Consider the following 18,303-nt stretch of genomic DNA (forward strand, 5'->3'; position numbering starts at 1 on the left):
CAGGCCTTGCACCTGCATTTCCCCACGGGAAGTGGGGCGTCTTTCCTTGGACCACCAACGCATCGCCCGCCGCGGGAGGTTGACCTCCGTGATCAGGCAGGATGATCGTACCGCAGCTCCGGCCGGGGCGCACATCGGCGGGGCCGCGCGTCGGCGGAGAGCGTGGGGGCGGGGTCCGGTGCGGCCTCTCCGCGCGATCACCTTGTTCATGTAGACGGACAACAGCCGGAATACTGAACGTGTCTGAACCCTTGTCAGGCCTCAGGGTGCACCCTATTGTCACGCCGAGAAAGCGCTTTCCCGTCATGTTGTTTGACGTGATCACGACATGACTTCCGTTCCGGCATGTGAAGGCGAATGGGGAGACCGAGAATGAGACGACCAGTCGCGCTGCGACTCCAAGCGGCACTGGGCACGCTGGCCCTCGCGGCCGCGGCCGGTGTGGTGCTGACGATGCCCGAGGCGGCGGCCGCGGCCGGCGGCGCCACCGGCTACGCGACCCAGAACGGCGGCACGACCGGCGGCGCGGGCGGGCAGACCGTCCGGGCCACCACCGGCACCGCGATCCACCAGGCCCTGTGCGGCCGGGCCAGCAGCAGCACCCCGATCGTCATCGAGGTCGAGGGCACCATCAACCACGGCAACACCAGCAAGGTGTCGGGCGGCAGCTGCAGCACCGCGGCCGACAAGATCGAGCTGAAGCAGGTCAGCAACATCACGATCGTCGGTGTCGGAAGCGGCGCCGTCTTCGACCAACTGGGCATCCACATCCGCGAGTCCAGCAACATCGTGATCCAGAACGTGACCGTCCGGAACGTCAAGAAGTCCGGCTCGCCCACCTCCAACGGCGGCGACGCCATCGGCATGGAGAGCGACGTCCGCAACGTCTGGGTCGACCACTCCACGCTGGAGGCCTCGGGCGGGGAGTCGGAGGGCTACGACGGCCTCTTCGACATGAAGGACAACACCCAGTACGTGACCCTGTCCTACAGCGTCCTGCGCAACTCGGGCCGCGGCGGGCTCATCGGCTCCAGCGAGAGCGACCGCTCCAACGGCTACGTCACCTTCCACCACAACCTGTACCAGAACATCGATTCCCGCACGCCCCTGCTGCGCGGCGGGATCGCCCACATGTACAACAACCACTACAAGAACCTGAACGAGTCCGGGATCAACTCCCGCGCGGGCGCCAAGGCGAAGGTGGACAACAACTACTTCGAGGACTCCAAGGACGTCCTCGGCACCTTCTACACCGACCAGGCCGGCACCTGGCAGGTCAGCGGCAACATCTTCGACAACGTGACCTGGTCCGAGCCGGGCGAGGACAGCAACCCGGCCGGTCCGAACCCGCAGTCCAACACCACGGTGTCCGTCCCGTACTCCTACACCCTCGACGCCGCTTCCTGCGTGCCCTCCGTGGTGAGCGCCACGGCGGGCGCGAACAAGGGCCTCAAGGTGTCGGACGGCAGCTGCACGCCGCAGAGCCCGGACCCGACCGACCCCACCGACCCGGACCCGACCGACCCGACGGACCCGGACCCGACCGACCCGCCGAGCGGCACCAACCTGAGCATCGGGGCCGGCGCCGACGGATCGTCCAAGGCGAGCGGCACCAGCTACGGCAACGTGCGCGACGGTGACCTGAGCACGTACTGGTCCCCGGCCGGCACGACCGGCTCGATCTCCGTCAAGTGGTCCTCCGTCACCACCGTCTCCAAGGTCAACATCCGGGAGGCGGCGGGATCCGCGGGCACCATCGGCTCCTACCGGGTCCTCAACCGCGACACCGGCGCCGTGCTGGCCTCCGGCAGCGGAGCCGGCGTGATCGGCTTCTCCCCGGTCTCGCTGGAGAAGATCACCTTCGAGATCACCGGCGCCTCGGGCACCCCGAAGATCGCCGAGTTCGAGACGTACGCCGGCTGACACGGCCGGGAGGGCGGGGTGTGTCCGGGCAGCGGTGCCGGACACACCCCGCCCTCTTGCGCGGGCGCGGGACAATGGACGGTGGCCCACTCCACCGGAGCGCCCCCGCACCCGGGGCGGGCCGCGTCGTGACGTACGAGGAGGAGAAGACATGGCGGAGCCCACGCCGCGTCGGAACGAACCGCGGCTACGCCCCGCGCCCCTGCTCTTCGAGCCGGCGGAGGCGGCCGCCGATCCCGAGCACTTCTTCGACCTCGAGTCGATCGACGACCCCCGGGCCCTGCTGGAGCGCGCCACCGAGCTGACCCACGCCTTCCGGGCGGCGGCGGACCGGGCGACGGAGTTCCAGGCGGTCGCGGCGGCGCAGCTGGCCGACCCGAGGCGGTTCGACCGGCTGACGACGGCCGACATCGCCGAACGGGCCGAGTGGACCGAGGACTACGCCAAGAAGATGGTCGAGTTCGGGCGCGACCTGATGCGCGGCGAACCGGCCGGGTGAGCCGGCCGCTCCCCGAACAGGTGGCCGGACAGTCGTGGTCGCATATGCCAGGAGGGTGGGCAAGATACCCCCTCACCGGTCCCGTCGTCGCGATTTCCGGCAACTCCACGGAGTGGTCCCCTCACGTTCGGTAGATCTGTGCGGCATGAGCAGCACACGCAACGCCGCGCCCCACGTCTCCGACGTCACCTCGGACGGTGCCGCCTGGCTGGCGTCCGCCGGCGCGTACCCGCGCAGCACGCTCGCGCTCTGGGAGGAGCGGCCCGAGGCCCCGATCGTCCTGCCCTGCGGCTCCGCCTTCGACGTGGTGAGCGCCCCCGCGATCTTCGGCCGCCGGATGCTGGACCGGCTGTGGGACGACGGCCCGGGGTCGGGACCGGTGGCGGAGTTCCGCGGCCGGATGCTGCTGTTCGCCGCGCCGGGCACCGCCCAGCGCCTGCCCTCGCTCCTCGACTGGGAGGAGTGGGGTGCCCGCGGCCGCCGGGGAGGCCGTACGGGCGCGGTGCCGCCGCTGCTGTGCCACGGTGCCGGGGACGCGGTGACCGTCCCGGCCCCCGCGGGTGCGCCCTCGCGCACCGGGTCCCGCTGGCTGGTGGCCCCGGACACCCGCCAGCCGTGGCTGCCCGGCCCGGAGATCCTGCTCTGGGCGGCCGTGCGGGCGGCCCGCGCGGCCGTGCGGATTTCGATTTTTCCTCCCCCCGACCAGGGTGCTAAGGTCTACGACGTCAGCAGGCGCCGCTAGCTCAGTTGGTTAGAGCAGCTGACTCTTAATCAGCGGGTCCGGGGTTCGAGTCCCTGGCGGCGCACGTTGGCGATGGCGAGGCATGTTCGCGGAAAGCGCGAACCGGTCTCGCCATCGTTGTTTTTGCGCGGCTTCGCCGCGCGTTGTGGGGGCTTCGCCACCCACACCCCCCTCGCGCGGTGACCCGGGGTGGTGGGCTCGCGCAGGGGGCTGCGTGGTCCGGGGCCTGGTTCGCGTGGGTGTCGCCCGGCCGTGGGCGGGGGCCTGATTCGCGTGGGTGTCGCCCGGCCGTGGGCGGGGGCCTGATTCGCGTGGGTGGTGCCGCGGGCTGTGGGGCTGAGCTGGCCCGGATGTCGCCCCTGTGGCCGGGTGCATCGGCTCGGGCGGGGGTCCGTGGGGTCCGGGGGGGCCGGGGACGGGCGGTCAGCCCGGGGTGTGCGGGTCAGCCGGGTGTGATCTGTACGGTCCAGGCGCCCGACTCCGTGCGGCCCTGGACCTCCACCCGTACGCCGTCGCCGGGCACCGTGAAGCTCTCGCCGAGGCCCACCGGCGCGTCGGCGAGCGGCGGGTAGACCGAGTCGGCCCAGCAGGCCTCGGTGCCCGGGTGGGCGTCGACCACCTCGATCGGTCCGCCGCCCGACTCCGCCCCGCTGTGCACCCGGTACACCAGCACCCCCGCCCGGCAGGCGGAGGCGTCGTTGCCGACCGGCGTGCGCACCTCGAAGGCGAGGACGCTGCCCGAGCCGGTGCGCACCACCGCCAGTTTGGTGCCCCGCCCGAGGCCGAAGGCCGGCGCCCCGGCGGCGTCGGCCAGCTCCACCCCCGGCCCCGCCGCCAGCGGCTCCAGCGTCAGCCGGGTCGGCCCGCTGCCCCGTACGCACGCCACCTGCCGGGGCTGCAGCCAGCCCAGCTTCCACTTGTGCCAGCCGAACATGTCCGGAGCCAGACCGAACTGGCTGCCCATCAGATCCCAGTCGCCGACGTGCGTGTCCCAGTCGCCCTCGCCGTCGGCCGGCCGGTGGTACAGGTCGGGCAGGTCGAAGACGTGGCCCGTCTCGTGCGCCAGGACCAGCCGGTCCGGCGGGTGGTTCTCGAAGACCGTGACGACCCGCCGGATGTCCGTGCCGTCCGCTCGCAGCGGGGTGTCCAGGTTGACGACCTTCGTGGCGTCGGAGTCCACCCCGGGCGCGTCCGGGTCGGCGACGAAGTAGACGACGTCGTACCGCGAGAAGTCGACGTGCCGGTCGGCCGCGGCCAGCGCGTCGCGCAGGTAGGCGGCCCGGTGCTCGGGGCCCCAGTCGCGCCGTATGGCGTACGACGTCGACGGGCTCGGCATCCGGATCCAGTCCCGCTGCGGGTGCGGGCGGAGGGCGAAGGCACCGTAGGAGGCGCGCCGGAAGAAGTCACCGGTGGCCGGGAAATGGTCGGCGACGAGGTCGGCCGGCGCGGTCAGCGGCTGCGAGTCGGGGAAGGACAGGAACACGATCACCGCGTCCAGCGTGCGGGCCGGTCGAGGATAGGCCGCGTTCCAGGTGTCCAGGCCCTCCGAGTGGTGCACGTCGGTGCGCCGGAGCGCGCACGGCGCCGGTGAGAAGGGCTCGGCGACCGAGGGGGCGGTGATCAGGGAGGTCGCGGCGAGCGCCGACATCGTGGTGCACACCGCGGCGGTGCTGCGCAGCCTGGTCCGGGAGAACTGGCGCGGCACATGTACCTCCGGACGCGGTTGACGGGACACCGCACCCAGCTTGTGCATGATTGTCGTATTACGACCTGTTCGCCTACATCGGATGGGTGAGCCGGCCGGGATTTCGACGGAGTTCGCCCGCCCGACATTCCGAAGACACTCACGGAACGTCACAACTGGTCGGAGGGGTGACGGACCCGTCCAGGTGTGAGCAGAAACGATCTGTCGGAGGAGCCGCCCGGTCCGGAAAGCGGAACGGCGGCTGGAAGGGCCCGGTGTCAGCCTCTATGATCGGCACACTTTCCTGCACGAACAGAGCACGAACAGAGATCGAGGCACTGCGGGAGCGAGCGGTGAACGGAACCTCCGAAGGGCCGGCGCCCGCGGTAGACCTCAGCCCAACGGTCATCACAGAGAGTGACGGCGCTCTGGCTCCTCGTGCCGGACGTGCGGAGCCCCCGGCCTACCGGTCGGTGTTCACCACGGCCCCGCTCGCCATGGCCCTGGTCGACCCCGAAGGCCTCGTCGTCAGCGCCAACGACACGCTGGGCACCCTGCTCGGCACCGACCCGGCGGCGCTGACCGGCTCGGTCGCCGCCGACCTCGTCGACCTTGCCTCCGACGCCGGCACCTGGCACGCGTACCGCGAGGTGCTGCGCGGCCACCGGCCCCGGCTGCGCTGCACCAGACGGCTCAAGCGGGCCGACGGGCACTCCCTGTGGGCGCAGGTGACGGTCGAGCCGCTGGCCGGTCCGGGGGACTCCGGGGACGGGGACGCCCCGGGGCTGCTGCTCTCCGTCGTCGACGTCAGTGCCCGGCGGGAGCTGCAGGCCAGGCTGCGCCACCTCCAGATGCACGACCCGGTGACCCGGCTGCCCAACCGCGCGCTGTTCTTCGAACGCCTCACCGCCGCGCTGGAGGCGGAGTCCTACGAGCACGGCGGCACCGGCCGGATCGGCGTGTGCTACCTGGACCTGGACGGGTTCAAGGCCGTCAACGACACCCACGGTCACCGGGTCGGCGACCGCCTACTCGCCGCCGTGGCCGAACGGCTGACGCGGTGCGCGGAGGAGGCCGCCGGCGCCCGCTCCGGCGCGCCCCTGGTGGCCCGGCTCGGCGGCGACGAGTTCGCCCTCCTGGTGGAGGACTCCACCGGCACCGAGCAGCTGGCCGACCTGGCCGGGGCGGTCCTGGCGGCCCTCCAGCCGCCGTTCGAACTCGCCGACCGGTGCCTGTCGGTCACCGCCTCGGTCGGCGTCGTCGAGCGGCACACCGCGGGCACCACGCCCACCGCCCTGATGCAGGCCGCCGACACGACCCTGTACTGGGCCAAGGCGGACGGCCGGGCCCGCTGGACCCTCTTCGACCCCGAGCGCAACGCCAGCCGCATGACCCGCCAGGCACTGGCGGCCACCCTGCGTCCGGCCATCGATCGCGGCGAGTTCGCCCTCGAGTACCAGCCGCTGGTCGGCATGGAGGACGGCCGGGTGCGGGGCGTCGAGGCGCTCATCCGCTGGAACCACCCGCAGTTCGGCGTGCTGGCGCCGAATCGGTTCATCGCACTGGCGGAGGAGGATGGCTCGATCGTTCCCCTCGGCCGCTGGATCCTGCGCACCGCCTGCCGGCAGGCCCGCCGCTGGCAGCTGGCCCATCCCGGGGAGCCGCCGATCTTCGTCAGCGTCAACGTGGCGGTCCGCCAGGTCTGGGACTCCGACCTGGTGGCGGACGTCGCCCACACCCTGGAGGAGACGGGCCTGGCGCCCCACCTGCTCCAGCTGGAGCTGACGGAGTCGGCGGTGATGGGCTCGGCCGGGCGCCCGCTCGAGGTCCTCAAGGCGCTCAGCGACATGGGCGTCCACATCGCCATCGACGACTTCGGCACCGGCTACTCGAACCTGGCCTACCTCAGCCGGCTGCCGGTCTCGGTGCTGAAACTGGACGGCGCGTTCGTACGGGGCTTCCAGTACGACGGTGCGGCGGGCGGCGCGGCCTCGGACGGGGCCGTCTCCGCGGGCACCGGGGCCGGTGCCGCCAGCCCGGCCGACGAGGTCATCGTCGAGGCGATGGTCCAGCTCGCCCACCGTCTCGGCCTGACCGTCACCGCCGAGTGCGTGGAGACCTCGGACCAGGCGACCCGCCTGCGCCGCATCGGCTGCGACACCGGCCAGGGCTGGCTCTACTCCCGGCCGGTGGCGCCGGACCGCATCTCCGCGCTGCTGGACTCCGCCGGGACCGGCCCGGCCGCGGGTCAGGCCGGCGTCGGCAACCCGTAGGCGTCGGCGATCAGCTCGTAGGAGCGCAGCCGTACGTCGCCGCCGTGCGCGTTGGCGGTGAGCATCAGCTCGTCGGCGCCGGTGCGCTTCTGCAGGTCGTCGAGGCCGGCTCGGACCTCGTCGGCGGTGCCGTGGATGACGTTGGCGTTCCAGGACCGGATGAAGTCCTCCTCCATCGGGCTGAAGGCGTACGCCTCCGCCTCCTCGGGCGTCGGCACCAGCCCCGGGCGTCCGGTGCGCAGCCGGACCATGTTCAGCGCGGCGGCCAGCACCTGCCGCCGTGCCTCCTTCTCGTCGTCGGTCGCGAGCGCGGAGACGCCGATGAGGGCGTAGGGCGCGTCCAGGACGGCCGACGGCCGGAAGGACTCGCGGTACAGGTCCAGCGCCGGGACCGTGTTCTGCGCCGAGAAGTGGTGCGCGAAGGCGAACGGCAGCCCGAGGGTGCCGGCCAGCCGCGCGCTGAACCCGGACGAACCGAGCAGCCACACCGGCGGCCGGTGCGCCGACTGCACGCCCCCGGGCGAGGTGGCCTGCACGGGCCCCGGCACGGCGTGGATGCGGGCGTAGGGGTGCCCGTCGGGGAAGTCGTCGTCCAGGAACCGGATCAGCTCGGCGAGCTGCTGCGGGAAGTCGTCGGCGCCCTCGTTCAGCCGGTCGGTACGGCGCAGGGCGGCGGCGGTGGCCCCGTCCGTGCCGGGCGCCCGGCCGAGACCGAGGTCGACGCGCCCCGGCGCCATCGCCTCCAGCGTCCCGAACTGCTCCGCGATGACCAGCGGCGCGTGGTTGGGCAGCATCACGCCGCCGGACCCGAGCCGGATGCGGTCGGTGTGGGCGGCGAGGTGGGCGAGGATCACCGCGGGGGAGGAGGAGGCGACGCCGGGCATGGAGTGGTGCTCGGCGACCCAGTACCGGTGGTAGCCGCGGTGCTCCGCGAGGCGCGCGATGTCCACGCTGGTGCGCAGGGCGTCGGTGGCGGTGCGGCCCGCGCCGACGGTCACCAGGTCCAGTACGGAGAGGGGGACGGGAGCGGTGCCGTGGGCGGTGCCCCGGATCTCCTCTGCGGCGTCTGCGGGCATGGTGGGGTGCCTCCTGTGATCGGCGTGGTCGTACGCGTGTCGCTGCGCGACGTAACAGGAGGGGGTCTCCGGTTATTCCCCGGCGGGGTGACGCAGGGCGGTGAGGAAGGCGGCGAAGGCGGGGGTGGGGAAGGTGAGCACGGCTCGGGTGGGGGTCTTGGAGTCGCGGACGGATATCCGGGGGTGGTCCAGGGCGACCTCCACGCAGGCGTTGCCCTCACCGCCGCCGGAGTAGGACGACTTCTGCCACTTGATGGGGGAGGACATGGTTTCCCTCACAGCTCCTTGGCCAGGCCGTGGATGAGGTCGCGTGACCCCTGGTCGCGGCGCGCACCGGGCGCAGGTCCGGGGCCGCCGGTGCGCCTCAGCTCCGGGGCGGGTTCCGCAGGGCGGTGAGGAAGGCGGCGAAGGCGGAGGCGGGGAAGGTGAGCACGGCTCGGGCGGGGGTCTTGGAGTCGCGGACGGATGTCCGGGGGTGGTCCAGGGCGACCTCCACGCAGGCGTTGCCGTCGCCGCTGCCGGAGTAGGAGGACTTCCGCCAGTTGTCGGGGATGGTCACCGAGAGCCTCACAGTTCCTTCGCCAGTCTGCGGATGAAGTCACGGGAACGCTCGGGGGTGAGCGATACCGCCTCCACTCTACGGAAGAGTGTTCGAAAGACATCCAGCTGCGGTTCCGAGTCGATGAGCAGCGTGCCGTGGGGGCCGTCGCGCACCACGGTGTCCAGCCGCGGGACGTCACCGCCCGCGTAGACCATGTCGGCTGTGACGTCGGCGAACTCCTCCAGATCGAAAGGGATGACGCGCAACGTCACGTGCTCTGCCTCGGAGAACTCCAGGATGTGCGCGAGCTGAGAACGAGAGGTGGCGCGACCTCCGACTCGGATGCGCAATGCCGCTTCGTGGACGAGGGCTTCGTACGGGATCGGCCGCTGGCCTTCGAGGATCTCGCGTCGCTGCATCCGGTGGCGGACGCGCAAGTCCAGCTCGTCCTGCGGAAGCTCGGGCACTCGCCGCGAGAAGAGTGCTCGGGCGTAGTCCTCGATCTGAAGGAGCCCTGGTACGTGCAGGAAGTCCACGTCCCAGCGGAAGGTGGCATGGTGCTCCAGCTCCGCCAGGTCCAGGAACGGCGTGGGCAAACGGTTTCGGTACTCCTCCCACCAGCCGCGCGTCCTGTCGGTCGCCATCGCCACCAAGGCGTTGACCAAGTCCTCGTCGGTGCAGGCGTAGTGCGCGGCCAGGCGGCGTAGGCGCTGTTCACTCACGCCTGTTGTGCCGGACTCGATCTGGCTGATCTGCACTGAGTTGACGCTGAGGAGGGCTGCCGCCTCGCGGGCGCTGAGGGACGAGGCTTCGCGCAGCCTGCGCAGCTCTACCGCCAAGCGCAACTGTCGTGCCGTCGCTACGCGCTTGGTTCCCATGCTCGTGCCCCCTGCTCAACGCGCCCGGTTCTGCTCCTCGTTCGGGTGTCAGATTACGCGACGGGCTTGCGTGCCATTAATTCTAAGGTCTACCGTCGGTGGCGCGAAGAACACGCACTGCAACTGCCTGTGGCGGAAGCGCACCGTTTTGCCCTGTCATGGCAAGGCGGCAAAGACACCGGCACGGCACCCACTCGCCCTCACCCTCGAAGGGAACCGCCATGCCCGAAAACGATCCGTGGGAGTACTCCCTCTACATCCCGAACGACCCCAGAGCCGTCACCGTCTGCCGTCGGACTCTGCGGCTGATCCTGACGATGCACGGGCTGATCCGGATGGTCGACCTCGCCGAACTGCTGGCGACGGAGCTGGTGTCCAATGCCGTGCGGCACACCAAGGGGCCCGCCGCGCTGCGGGTTCGCTGGTCCGGGAACGGAGTGCTCCGGCTCGGTGCCTGGGATGCGGATCCCTCGCCGCCGGAGCCGCCGCAGCCGTTCGACCGGGCCGTGGAGCGGGAGGACGGGCGGGGGCTTGCGCTGGTCCGGGCGTGTGCGGACGTGTGGGGGTGGCAGCCGCTGGCCCGCGAGGGGAACAGGGGTAAGTACGTGTGGTGCGAGCTGGGGGCCGCTTGACGGGCCGGTCAGCGGATGACGCGGTGGCGGAGGTAGGTCACGTGTGAGCCGAACGTGCGGTGCTCGACGAGTTCGAGGTTCACCCGGCGCTCGTGCCGGGGGAAGTACGGGGTGCCGCCGCCGACCAGTACCGGGTGGATCATGGTCCGGTACTCGTCGATCAGGTCGGCCGCGGCGGCCTCGGCGGCGAGGGACGCGCCGCCGATGGCGATGTCGCCGTCGCCGGGCTCGGCCCGCAGGCGCTCGATCTCCTGGGTCACGGTGCCGGAGGCCAGGCGGGTGTTGGTGCCTTGGACCGTCGTCAGCGTCCTGGAGAAGACCACCTTCGGCAGCGCCTTCCACAGCGCGGCCCACTCCAGCTCCGCGGCGCCGAGCGACTCGTCCTCCTCGGCGGTCTCCCAGTACAGCATCGTCTCGTACAGGCGCCGCCCCAGCAGGTGGGCGCCGGCCTCGCGGATCTCGTCCGTCCAGAAGCCGAAGACGTCCGCCTCCGGGTCGCTCCAGTCGATCCCGCCGCTCGCGTCGGCGATGTAGCCGTCGAGGGACACGTTCATCGAATAGGTCACCCTGCGCATCGGAATGCCTCCTCGGTAGCCGCTCGCGTCCGACGGTACGGCCGCCGGGCGGGCGCCGCAGCAGGTGTGACGGATGTCGGGGATGCGGCGCCCGGGCGGAGGAGGCGGACTAGTCGACCGGGGAGACGCGGATGAGGTTGCCGTCCGGGTCCGCGACCACGAAGGTGCGGCCGAAGACCTCGTCGTGGGGTTCCTCCACCACGGTGACGCCCTTGGCGACCCACTCGGCGTGGACGGCGTCGACGGCCGCCGCCGAGCCGGGGACCATGAGGCCGACCTCCGAGGTGCGCGGGGTGCCGGGCGCGACCTGGTCGGCGCGGCCGCTCCAGATGGCGAACAGCACGCCCGGGGCCACCTCGAAGGGGACGTAGCGCGGTGTCGTGATCACGGGCTTGATGTCGAACAGGTCGGAGTAGAAGGCGGTCGCGCGCTCGACGTCGTTGACGTAGACGAGGAAGAGGTTGGGTGCGGACATGGGTATCGGCTCCTTGCGGACGGGCCGGTCGGTTCCGGCCTTCGGTGTCAGCCTCGTCTGCGAACATGACAGAAAGTGTCATGTTCGGGTGAGGAGACTGCCGGATGAGCCGGCCGCAGCGTTTGATCGAGCTTCTGGCGGCGTTGCAGACGCGTCGGCGGACCACCGCCGAGGAGCTGGCCGGGGAGCTGGGGGTCTCGACCAGGACCGTGCTGCGCGACGTGCGGGCGCTCGTCGACGCCGGGATTCCCGTCTTCACCGAGCGGGGCAAGTACGGCGGGATCAGCTTGCTGCCCGGTGACCAGGCCGACCTGTCGAAGCTGACGACCGGTGAGGCGGATCTGCTGCGGGCGGTCGGCCTCGACCTCGAACGGGCCCGTCAGGTCGGCGGCGAGGCGGCCGCCCGGTCGGCGCTGCGCAAGCTCACGCCGCGACGGGCGCTGCCGTCCGTCCGGGGTGAGCTGCCGCTCGCGCTGACGGACGTGATCGCGATCGACAACCGGCCCTGGTTCGAGGACGACGTGCCCCTGATCGACGTCGCGGGGCTGGTCCGGGACGTGCGGACGGCGAAGCGGCTGCGGATCGTCTACCGCAGGAGCGGTGCCCAGTCCGCACGGGAGTCGGTGGTCGATCCCTACGGGCTCGTGCAGCGGGGCGGGCGTTGGTACCTCGTGGCCGACCAGGACGGGCGGCCGCGGATGTTCGCGCTGACCCGGCTTCAGCGGTGGGTCGTGCTCGACGATCCGCGACGACTGCGGGCCGGTGCCGATCTCGCGGGCACCGCCCGGGAGTTGGCGGAGGCGCTGGAGGGTGCGGGGCGGGTGCTGGTCACCGCGCGCGTCGACGCCGGGAGCCTGGACCTCGCCCGGCGGATCCTGGGGGCCCGGCTCCGGACGGTGGGCGACGCGGGGGAGCCGGGGGAGGACGGGCGGGTCGAGGTGACCGTGGCGTACCGGGGGATCGACGGGGTGCGGCAGCTGCTCCAGTTCGGCGAGCACATCGAGGTCGTCGCCCCGGAGGCCGCCCGTCGGCTGATCGAGCGGCTCGCTGCCGGGCTGGCCCGCTCCCATTCCGGCCCGCCGCCGTAGGGCCGGCCGGACCGGCGGGCCGGTCCCGGGGCGTGCCGGTCCCCCTACGGCGCCACGTCCTCCAGGGCGCGGCCGCTGGTCTCCTCCGCCCAGGCCGCCGCCGTCAGGGAGCCCGCGACGGCGACGACGGCCAGGGTCACGAACACCGTGCCGACCGCGCCCCCGGCGTAGATGGCGCCCACGACGATCGGGCCGAGGATGACGCCCAGGCGGTTCATCGCGCCGCCCACGCTGGAGCCCAGTGCCCTGATCCGGGTGGGGAACAGCTCGGGCGTGTACAGGTAGAGGCAGATGTTGGAGCCGAAGAGGAAGACGGCGGCGAGTGACGTCCAGGCCAGGACGCCGCCCGCCGAGTCGCCCCCGGTCAGGCCCAGCAGGAGCAGGCACAGGGCCGCCGCCGCCATGCACCAGGTCACTGTGGCGCGGCGGCCGGCCCGGTCGACCGTGAGGGCCACGAGCAGACAGCCGGCCAGGCCCGCGCAGCTCGTCACCGTCGAGTAGAGCAGCGCCGTGGACAGGTCGAGGCCGAAGTGGTCCTCGTAGATGGTCGGCAGCCAGGACGTGATGCCGTAGTTCGCGAAGTAGCCCGTGAACCACAGGGCGCCGATCACGAGGGTGCGCCTGCCGTAGCGGCCGCTCAGCAGCTCGCGCAGGCCGCCGGTGCCACCGCTGCCCGCGGGCGCGGGGACGGGGCGGGCCGGTGCGGGGTCCGGCAGCGGGGCTCCCGTGATCTTCTCGACCTTCTCCTCGATCGACGCCATCGTCGCCCGCGCCTCCTCGTGCCTGCCGTGGTCGGCGAGCCAGCGCGGCGACTCGGGGACCCAGCGGGCCAGGGCGAAGCACAGCACGCCGGGGACGGCCGCCAGGCCGAACATCCAGCGCCAGCCGAGCAGCGGCACCAGCCAGGCGGCGAGCAGCGCGCCCGCGGTCAGCCCCGCCGGGAACACCAGCTCGTACAGGAGGACGAAGCGGCCGCGCTGGTGGGCGCGGGTGATCTCCGCGATGAAGGTGGCCGCGATCGGCACCTCGCCGCCGATGGCCATGCCCTGGACGAAGCGGAGCGCCATGAAGGGCTCGGGGGAGGTGCACAGGGTCAGGGCCAGGTTGCACAGGCCGGACAGCGCGATGCAGCCGGCGATGACCTTCACCCGGCCGATCCGGTCCGCGAGCCGGCCCGAGACCAGGGCGCCGATCAGCATGCCGACCGAGCCGACGGTCATCAGGGTGGTGACCCGGGTCGTGCCGAGGTGCCACTCGTCGCGCAGCTCGGGCAGCGCGTAGGCGATCAGAAGCTGGTCGAACGCCTCGAAGAACGTGACGGCGCCGACGACCAGCCGGACCATCACCTGCCAGCGGCACAGCGGCAGGCGTTCGAAGCGGGCGCCGATGGCGGCCGCGAGCGCGGCGGAGTCGCCGGTGCCGTCGCTCGGGCCGTCGTCTCGTCGGCCCGGGGTGTCACGGGCTGCGTCGATCGTCATGGGTGGGTCTCCGGATCCCGTGCGTCGGGGAGTGCGCGAGCCCGCACGGAGGGTTCGGGCCGTACGGCACGACGGGGCGGCCGCGTGCCGGCGGCGATGAGGGTAGGAGAGGTGCGGCGACGCCCCACTTATGTAGGCGCTGAATGTCTCAGTGCTTAAGTTCTACCGGTAGCCCGCCGATGTTAGGCAAGCCTTACTCCTGACGTCGTAAAAAATTCCCGGTCCCGGGTCCCTTGCGGTGAAAATAGTTAAGCCCTTAGATTTCTAGTGCTTAGACGCGATGGTCGGGGGCAAGGCCCCTGCCGTGTCAGCGAGTTCCCGCACCGTCCCCTCCCGCCCCTACCGGAGGCCCCCATGCCGCGCATCCCAGCCGACGAGATCCTCATCGCGGGGCAGTGGCGGCGTGGCGCCGGCCTGCCGATCCACACCGTCGACCCGGCCGACGGCGCCGTCCTCACCACCGTCCACGCGGCCTCGCCGGACGACGTGGACGAGGCCGCGCACGCCGCCGCCGCGGCCGCCGCCGCCCCCGAGTGGCGGGAGCTGCCGCCGCACCGCCGGGCCCGCGTCCTGTACCGGATCGGCGACCTGATCGAGGAGCAGGCCGACGACCTGGCCGCGCTCCAGACCGCCGACACCGGCAAGACGCTCGCCGAGACCCGCGCGCTCGCACTGAGCGCCGCCGGCACCTTCCGGTACACGGCCGCCGCGCTGGAGACCGCCGAGGAGGCGCTCCCACCCTCGCGCGGCCCGTACCTCACGATGAGCACCTACGAGCCGATCGGTGTCGTCGGCGCGATCAACCCGTGGAACTCGCCCATCGCCTCCGACGCGCAGAAGGTCGCGCCCGCGCTCGGCGGCGGCAACGCCGTCCTGCTCAAGCCCGCCGAGTGGACGCCGCTGGTCTCCCTCGCGTTCGGCCGCCTCGTCCACCGGGTGCTCAGCGAGGAGGAGTTGCCGACCGCCCTGCTCGCCGTACTGCCGGGCAAGGGCAGTGTGGTCGGCGACGCGATCGTCCGGCATCCGCTGGTCGGCCGGATCGGCTTCACCGGCGGCACCACCACCGGGCGCGCCATCGCCCGCGCGGCCGCCGACAAGCTCGTCCCCGCCTCGCTCGAACTCGGCGGCAAGTCGCCGACGATCGTGCGCGAGGACGCCGACGTCGAACAGGCCCTCGCGGGCGTCATGTACGGGATCTTCTCCTCCAGCGGCCAGTCCTGCATCGCCGGGTCCCGCCTGTTCGTCCACGCCTCGCGGTACGAATCCTTCGTCGGCGAACTGGCCGAGCGGACACGGAGACTGCGCGTCGGCCCCGGCACCTCCCCCGACACCCAGGTCGCGCCGCTCGTCCACCACGCGCACCGCGACGCGGTCGCCGCCGCCGTCGACCGCGCCCGCGAGGAGGGCGGCCGGGTGCTGTGCGGCGGCGCCGCCCCCGAGGGCGAGCGGTACGCGAAGGGCGCCTACTACCTGCCGACCGTCATCGACTCCCTGCCGAACTCCGCCCGCGCCTGTCAGGAGGAGATCTTCGGCCCGGTCCTGGTCGCCCTGCCCTACGACGACGAGGACGAACTGGTCGACCTGGCCAACGACTCCGTCTACGGGCTGGCCTGCGGCATCTGGACCCGCGACGCGCGGGCCGCCTGGCGGCTCGGGCGCCGCGTCCAGGCCGGCACCGTCTGGATCAACACCTACAAGCAGTTCTCCATCTCCACCCCCTTCGGCGGGATGAAGGACTCCGGGCTCGGCATCGAGAAGGGCCGCGACCTGATCCGCGCCTACCAACGGCAGAAGTCCCTGTACTGGGGCACCGACGCCACGCCCCTGCCCTGGGCCAACTGACCCACCCCTAGGGAGACCCCGCCATGAACCAGCCCCCGATCGGCCGCCTGCGCGCCCTGCGCTCGGTCGAGCTGCTCACCCCGAACTTCGCCGACGCCGTCGACTTCTACGAGGAGGTCTGGGGCCTGGAGGTCGTCGAGGCCGAACACAGCGCGAGCTGGCTGCGCGGCACCGGCGAGGAGCACCACGCCCTGCGGCTGACCCGCTCCGACACGATCGGTCTCGGCCGCCTGGTCTTCGCGCTCGGCACCCCGGCCGAGGTGGACCAGGCCGCGCAGCGGCTGCGGGCGCGCGGCATCGCCCTCGTCACCGAACCCGGCCCCCTCGACCAGGTCGGCGGCGGCTACGGACTGCGCTTCCACGACCTCGACGGACGGCTGATCGAACTGTCCGCCGAGACCTGGGCGGTCACCGCGCGCGGCCGGGACGTGTCCCTGCCGGTGGGCGTCACCCACGCCGTCCTCAACACCCCCGACATCGACGCCTCCGTGGCCTTCTACCGCGACGTCCTCGGCATGCGCGTCTCCGACTGGTCCGAGCACCAGATGGCCTTCCTGCGCTGCGGCACCGACCACCACTGCGTCGCCTTCAACCAGGCGCCGTGGGTCTCCCTCAACCACGTGGCCTACGAGATGACGTCCCTGGACCACTTCATGCGCGGCCTCGGCCGGCTCCGCCACCACGGCGTCACCCCCGAGTGGGGACCCGGCCGGCACGGCCCCGGCAACAACACCTTCTCGTACTTCACCGACCCCACCGGCCTGGTGTGCGAGTACACCACCGAGGTCGCCCAGATCGTCGAGGACACCTGGATCTGCAAGGTGTGGCGGCGCACCCCCGAGCTGTCCGACCTGTGGGGGACCGCGGGCCCGCCCTCGCAGCGGATCCGCGCCCACATGGCGGGCACCCCCGACGGCAGCCCGGTCACGGCGCCCGTGGACGCCCGCACCGAACACCCCACCCCCGCCGGCACCGAAGGAGCAGCGGCATGAACGGCGGCACACGCAAGGTCGGCCTCATCGGCTGGGGCGCCATCGGCCGCACCGTCGGCGGCGCACTCGCCGCCGGTCAGATCCCCGGCGCCGAACTCGCCGGCATCGTCGACAACCGCCCCCTCGGCGACGCCGTACCCGCACCCCAGCTCACCGTGGAAGGAGCCCTCGACGCCTGCGACCTGATCGTCGAGGCCGCCGGCCAGGGCGTCGTACGGGAGTGGGGCGAGACGATCCTCGCCTCCGGCACCGACCTGCTCGTGGCCTCCACCGGAGCGCTCACCGACGAGGACCTCGCCAAGCGGCTCCTCGCGGCCGGACCCGGCCGGGTCTACTTCACCGGCGGCGCGGTCGGCGGCCTCGACCTGCTCCAGGCCGTACGGGCCATGGGACCGCTCGGCGAGGTCACCCTGACCACCACCAAGCTGCCGTCCACCCTCGAACAGCCCTGGATGGACGAGGAGACGCTCGCCCGGCTGCGGTCCGCGACCGGCCCCGTGGAGGTCATGGCAGGCACCGCCCGCGACGTACCGGCGAAGTTCCCCCGGTCCACCAACGTCGCCGCCTCCGTGGCCCTCGCGGTAGGTGACCTCGACGCAGTGCGGGTCAGGGTCGTCGCCGACCCGGCGGCGGCGCACACCTCCCACGTCGTCGAGGCGAGCGGGCCGCAGGGCGCGTACCGCTTCGAGGTGCGCCACCTCCCCGACCCCGCCAACCCGGCCACCAGCCAGGTCGTCCCGTACGCCGTGCTGCGCTCGCTCGCGGCCCTGGCCGGACGCCGGGGGCAGATCCTGTGACCGCCCACGACCTGGCCGGCCTGCACCTGGCGGAGACCGGCGGCGACGGGCCGCTGGTGCTGTGCCTGCACGGCATCGGCTCCTCGTCCGCCGCCTTCGCACCGCAGACCGGCGCCCTCGCCGCCGCGGGACACCGGGTCGTCGCCTGGGACGCCCCCGGCTACGGCCGGTCCGCCGACCCGGACGGCGACCTCACCCTCGACGACTACGCCGACACCGCCGCCGCCGTCATCCGCGCCCGCGCCGGCGAGGCACACGTCGTCGGCGTCTCCTGGGGCGGCGTCATCGCCCTGCGGCTCGCCACCCGGCACCCGGACCTCGTCGCCTCCCTCACCGTCGCCGACTCCACCCCCGGCTCCGGCACCAGCCCCGAGAAGGCCGCCGCCATGCGCGCCCGCGTCCCCGAACTGGAGCGCGTCGGCGCACGCGCCTTCGCCGAGGAACGCGGCCCCCGGCTGCTGTCGCAGGACGCACCGCCCGCACTGGTGCGGCGGGTCGTCGACACCATGGCCGACGCGATCCGCCCGGCCGGCTACCGGCAGGCGGCCGAGTCGATGGCCGCCACCGACCTGCGCGGCGAACTCGCCGACGTCACCGCGCCCACCCTCGTCCTGTGCGGGGACCGGGACCGGATCACCGGTCCCGACGCCTCCCAGGTCCTGGCCGGCGGTCTGCACCGGACCGCCTACGTGATCGTCAAGGACGCCGGTCACCTGGCCAACCAGGAGCAGCCCGAGCACTTCAACGCCTGGCTGCTCTCCCACCTCCACATCGTCACCGACACCCGCACCCGGAAGGGCTGATCACC

18 protein-coding genes and 1 tRNA gene are annotated in these 18,303 nt (G+C 72.5%); 11 read left to right on the forward strand and 8 right to left on the reverse strand.

Features of this window, described 5'->3' with window-relative positions:
- The first annotated feature begins 372 nt into the window (after positions 1-372).
- From EV562_RS05610 to EV562_RS05625, 4 genes are all read left to right on the forward strand, one after another.
- Positions 373-1,923 carry a pectate lyase gene (locus EV562_RS05610; protein ID WP_133885545.1) on the forward strand — a complete coding sequence of 517 codons (1,551 nt, stop codon included), beginning with the start codon at positions 373-375 and terminating at the stop codon, positions 1,921-1,923.
- A gap of 151 nt (positions 1,924-2,074) precedes the next feature.
- Positions 2,075-2,422: a hypothetical protein gene (locus EV562_RS05615; RefSeq protein ID WP_133885546.1), complete on the forward strand. Its 348-nt coding sequence runs from the start codon at positions 2,075-2,077 to the stop codon at positions 2,420-2,422.
- A gap of 145 nt (positions 2,423-2,567) precedes the next feature.
- On the forward strand, positions 2,568-3,164 hold the full coding sequence (locus EV562_RS05620) for a bifunctional DNA primase/polymerase (protein WP_133885547.1): 597 nt from the start codon (positions 2,568-2,570) through the stop codon (positions 3,162-3,164).
- Positions 3,155-3,228, forward strand: a tRNA-Lys gene (locus EV562_RS05625). The genes EV562_RS05620 and EV562_RS05625 overlap by 10 nt, the downstream gene beginning before the upstream one ends.
- Positions 3,229-3,606: 378 nt before the next feature.
- Here the strand turns inward: EV562_RS05625 and EV562_RS05630 are convergent.
- Positions 3,607-4,917: a M6 family metalloprotease domain-containing protein gene (locus EV562_RS05630; RefSeq protein ID WP_133885548.1), complete on the reverse strand. Its 1,311-nt coding sequence runs from the start codon at positions 4,915-4,917 to the stop codon at positions 3,607-3,609.
- Between the two features lie 284 nt (positions 4,918-5,201).
- Here EV562_RS05630 and EV562_RS05635 point away from each other — a divergent pair, with 284 nt between their 5' ends.
- Positions 5,202-7,121 carry an EAL domain-containing protein gene (locus tag EV562_RS05635; RefSeq protein ID WP_133885549.1) on the forward strand — a complete coding sequence of 640 codons (1,920 nt, stop codon included), beginning with the start codon at positions 5,202-5,204 and terminating at the stop codon, positions 7,119-7,121.
- Here EV562_RS05635 and EV562_RS05640 read toward each other — a convergent pair.
- The 4 genes from EV562_RS05640 to EV562_RS05655 form a co-directional block, all read right to left on the reverse strand.
- The gene (locus tag EV562_RS05640) at positions 7,097-8,197 is read right to left on the reverse strand and encodes an LLM class flavin-dependent oxidoreductase (protein WP_133885550.1); all 1,101 of its coding nucleotides are present in this window, start codon (positions 8,195-8,197) and stop codon (positions 7,097-7,099) included. The two genes, EV562_RS05635 and EV562_RS05640, sit on opposite strands and share 25 nt — an antisense overlap.
- A gap of 72 nt (positions 8,198-8,269) precedes the next feature.
- The gene (locus tag EV562_RS05645) at positions 8,270-8,464 is read right to left on the reverse strand and encodes a DUF397 domain-containing protein (RefSeq protein WP_133885551.1); all 195 of its coding nucleotides are present in this window, start codon (positions 8,462-8,464) and stop codon (positions 8,270-8,272) included.
- Between the two features lie 97 nt (positions 8,465-8,561).
- Positions 8,562-8,756, reverse strand: a complete 195-nt coding sequence (locus EV562_RS05650) for a DUF397 domain-containing protein (protein WP_133885552.1) — start codon at positions 8,754-8,756, stop codon at positions 8,562-8,564.
- Positions 8,757-8,764: 8 nt separating this feature from the next.
- The gene (locus EV562_RS05655; RefSeq protein ID WP_133885553.1) at positions 8,765-9,616 is read right to left on the reverse strand and encodes a helix-turn-helix transcriptional regulator; all 852 of its coding nucleotides are present in this window, start codon (positions 9,614-9,616) and stop codon (positions 8,765-8,767) included.
- 221 nt (positions 9,617-9,837) lie between these two features.
- On the opposite strand from EV562_RS05655, the gene EV562_RS05660 reads away from it, so the two are divergent.
- Complete coding sequence (locus tag EV562_RS05660) at positions 9,838-10,248, forward strand: ATP-binding protein (RefSeq protein ID WP_133885554.1); 411 nt, start codon at positions 9,838-9,840, stop codon at positions 10,246-10,248.
- Between the two features lie 8 nt (positions 10,249-10,256).
- Here the strand turns inward: EV562_RS05660 and EV562_RS05665 are convergent, their stop codons facing one another.
- Entirely contained in the window at positions 10,257-10,823 is a 567-nt protein-coding gene (locus tag EV562_RS05665) for a dihydrofolate reductase family protein (RefSeq protein WP_133885555.1), read from the reverse strand.
- A 109-nt stretch (positions 10,824-10,932) separates the two neighbouring features.
- Entirely contained in the window at positions 10,933-11,298 is a 366-nt protein-coding gene (locus EV562_RS05670) for a VOC family protein (protein WP_133885556.1), read from the reverse strand.
- Between the two features lie 104 nt (positions 11,299-11,402).
- Here EV562_RS05670 and EV562_RS05675 point away from each other — a divergent pair, with 104 nt between their 5' ends.
- Positions 11,403-12,386: a WYL domain-containing protein gene (locus tag EV562_RS05675; protein ID WP_133885557.1), complete on the forward strand. Its 984-nt coding sequence runs from the start codon at positions 11,403-11,405 to the stop codon at positions 12,384-12,386.
- A 44-nt stretch (positions 12,387-12,430) separates the two neighbouring features.
- Here EV562_RS05675 and EV562_RS05680 read toward each other — a convergent pair whose 3' ends face one another.
- Positions 12,431-13,864 carry an MFS transporter gene (locus EV562_RS05680; protein ID WP_133885558.1) on the reverse strand — a complete coding sequence of 478 codons (1,434 nt, stop codon included), beginning with the start codon at positions 13,862-13,864 and terminating at the stop codon, positions 12,431-12,433.
- A gap of 354 nt (positions 13,865-14,218) precedes the next feature.
- On the opposite strand from EV562_RS05680, the gene EV562_RS05685 reads away from it, so the two are divergent.
- Genes EV562_RS05685 through EV562_RS05700 form a run of 4 tightly spaced genes read left to right on the forward strand, consistent with a single transcriptional unit; the run spans position 14,219 to position 18,298 of the window.
- Positions 14,219-15,706 (forward strand): aldehyde dehydrogenase family protein, encoded by a 1,488-nt coding sequence (locus EV562_RS05685; RefSeq protein ID WP_133885559.1) that lies wholly within the window; start codon positions 14,219-14,221, stop codon positions 15,704-15,706.
- Positions 15,707-15,729: 23 nt separating this feature from the next.
- Complete coding sequence (locus EV562_RS05690) at positions 15,730-16,698, forward strand: VOC family protein (RefSeq protein WP_133885560.1); 969 nt, start codon at positions 15,730-15,732, stop codon at positions 16,696-16,698.
- On the forward strand, positions 16,695-17,495 hold the full coding sequence (locus EV562_RS05695) for an aspartate dehydrogenase domain-containing protein (RefSeq protein ID WP_133885561.1): 801 nt from the start codon (positions 16,695-16,697) through the stop codon (positions 17,493-17,495). Before EV562_RS05690 ends, EV562_RS05695 begins: the two co-directional genes overlap by 4 nt.
- Positions 17,492-18,298 (forward strand): alpha/beta hydrolase, encoded by an 807-nt coding sequence (locus tag EV562_RS05700; RefSeq protein WP_133885562.1) that lies wholly within the window; start codon positions 17,492-17,494, stop codon positions 18,296-18,298. Before EV562_RS05695 ends, EV562_RS05700 begins: the two co-directional genes overlap by 4 nt.
- The last annotated feature ends 5 nt before the right edge of the window (positions 18,299-18,303 follow it).

This window comes from Streptomyces sp. BK208 (assembly GCF_004364245.1).
GTDB lineage: Bacteria > Actinomycetota > Actinomycetes > Streptomycetales > Streptomycetaceae > Streptomyces.